The following is a 2,155-nucleotide window of genomic DNA, read 5'->3' as shown; positions in this document are numbered from 1 at the left end:
CGGCCACCGCGCGGTGGCCGGGAGTGGGACGTGCCGCCCGACGAGGTACGTGTGCCGACCCAGGCCGAGGAGTTGAGCGCGAAGGTGGCCGTGGCCAACCGGAGGTGGGGACGGTGACCCCGCGCTCGGTCCTGCGCTACGAGACCTGGACGCTCCAGCCCGACCGCGAGCCGGACGCGGAGCCGGTCCTGTACGCGATGCAGTGCGCCGTGGACGGAGAGACCTCACCGACGAGCGAGGACTTCGCCGAACCGCAGGACTGGGCGCTGCGGCACTGCGGCCAGAACCCGTCACACCACACCTACCGGGAGATCATCACCCGGCCCTGGCGGGCCTGGCGGCAGACGTGACCTGTCCTGCCCGCCCAGGCGCCGCACCGCGCTGACCCACCCGACTCCCGTCTCTGCCGGGCGCGGCTGATCGAGGCTCCCCGTCCTCGTCAGCCCGGCAGGGGCGGGCCTTCACGTGCGTGCCGTGGCCATGACTGTGGGTGTTCTGGCCTCTGCCACAGAAAGTCAGCCACGACGGCGGGCACGCCAACCGAACACCCGCCACGTGTGTCTCGCTCAACCCCGCACCGGCATCAGCCCAGTTATCTCCATCATCACGACCCCCAGCCAGGCAGCAAGCATGGGTGTCCGGGACTGCGCGAGCCCGCCGGGCGGCCTCTCAGGTGCACGGCCCGCCCTCGGTGCGCCCGGCGACGGACGTGAAGGGGCGGCCCCCTGGCCGGGCCGGTGCCTGCGATCCGGCCGTAGGACGGTCGCAGGCGACAACTTGCTCCGCCAGGAGCCCGACTCCGGTCAGCCTGGTGCTCTGGACGGTTGTCGCCGACAGCGCTGGCCTGCCGGGTAAACGGTGGGCTCGTCGGCGACGTTCAGCCAGCTCCGCCGGGCGGGGCCCGCCTTGAACCTCGTAGAGAAAATCTGGACGCACACCCACGGCTCCGGCCCCGAGCCGTCCAGGGGGCTGAGCGGTCAGGGTCCGGGCCCGCTGCCACCCGCCTCCAGGGCTTCGACGCGGGCGCGCAGGCCGGTGAGCTGTTCGAGCGCCTCGGCCAGTGCCAGCTCCAGCACCGCAACGCGAGCCGCCGTCCCGCCCAAAGGCGCGTTCCCCACCTCCGAGTCGTCGGCATCGGCGTCGGGGGCGAGGCGGGTGTCGGGGTGGGCGACGAAGGCCCCCTTGCCGGGGCGGGAGATCGCGTAGCCGTCCTGCTTCAGCAGGGCCATGGCCTTCTGCACGGACAGGCTGGAGGCCCCGTACTCCGCCATCAGTACCGCCTGCGTCGGCAGCGCGTCCCCCGGATTCAGCCCACCTGCGCGGATCCGTTCCCGCAGGGCCTCGGCGATGACCTCGAACGTCAGCAGCACCGTGCTCCCCGCTGCCCTGCGCCCTTGCCGTCCCGCCGTCATCGCAGGTCACCCGCCCTCTCCGCGTCACTATCACCGAAATCCGGCCCGTCCAAGACGGGAAGCCGGGTCCACACTGCCCGCATCCCAGCCGCCCACCGAAACGGATGAGGAGGGATGCACTTGAATGCGCGTTTGAAGCGATGCTACCTTCACGCACCGCTGGTGGACACCACCGCTGACCAGGCCAGACGCCCCCGGCCCACCCTCCGCGCCCGCCGTCACGCACCCCACTTCCCCCTGTGCTGACCACCCGGGTCGCCCCTCAGCCGCCTCTCTTCTTCTCCCGACTCCTGCCGGAGGTCTGTCCCCATGCCCGCACAGCCCCAACTCCCGTCCCCCACAACCACGTCCGCGATCTCAAACGCAACGTTCGCCGCACCAGCGCACGACAGGAAAGCCGACGCGTCCGCGAAGAAGGGCTCGGCGCTGGAACGCCGGGCAAGGCTGACCGCCAGGCTGGCCAAGCTCGCCGCCGCCGGACACCTCGCACCCCTGGCCCGGCAGATCGGTTCACTGGGCGGCTGCGCCCGCCCGATCCGCATGACCGGACACCGCACCCGCCTGGATGCCGCGACCGGCGAGATCCTCGACCACTTCGCCTCCGGTCAGCTTCCGGCGGGTGAACTGCTGATCCGTTGCGGCAACCGCCGCGCGACCCGTTGCCCCGCCTGCTCCACCGTCTACCGCTACGACACCTACCAACTCATCGCCGCCGGACTGCGCGGCGGCGATGAGCTGGTAGG

3 protein-coding genes are annotated in these 2,155 nt (G+C 71.7%); 2 read left to right on the top strand and 1 reads right to left on the bottom strand.

Annotated elements, in window-relative coordinates:
• The first annotated feature begins 104 nt into the window (after positions 1 to 104).
• A complete protein-coding gene (locus BFF77_RS31255) occupies positions 105 to 350 on the top strand; it encodes a DUF7848 domain-containing protein (RefSeq protein WP_066956806.1) in 246 nt (81 codons plus the stop codon).
• 627 nt (positions 351 to 977) lie between these two features.
• Here the strand turns inward: BFF77_RS31255 and BFF77_RS31250 are convergent.
• On the bottom strand, positions 978 to 1,412 hold the full coding sequence (locus tag BFF77_RS31250) for a winged helix-turn-helix domain-containing protein (RefSeq protein WP_066956803.1): 435 nt from the start codon (positions 1,410 to 1,412) through the stop codon (positions 978 to 980).
• A 309-nt stretch (positions 1,413 to 1,721) separates the two neighbouring features.
• Between BFF77_RS31250 and BFF77_RS31245 the strand changes: the two genes are divergently transcribed.
• Positions 1,722 to 2,155 (top strand): replication initiator (locus BFF77_RS31245; RefSeq protein ID WP_342671276.1); only part of this gene is annotated, 434 nt, incomplete at its 3' end.

The sequence above is a fragment of the Streptomyces lushanensis genome (assembly GCF_001700515.1).
GTDB classification, from domain to species: Bacteria; Actinomycetota; Actinomycetes; order Streptomycetales; family Streptomycetaceae; genus Streptomyces; species Streptomyces lushanensis.
This window is presented reverse-complemented; position numbering and strand designations above follow the sequence as displayed.

Bases quoted from the DNA above. Each gene is read 5' to 3' on its own strand.
- BFF77_RS31250 (WP_066956803.1), bottom strand. From the start codon at position 1,412: ATGACGGCGGGACGGCAAGGGCGCAGGGCAGCGGGGAGCACGGTGCTG.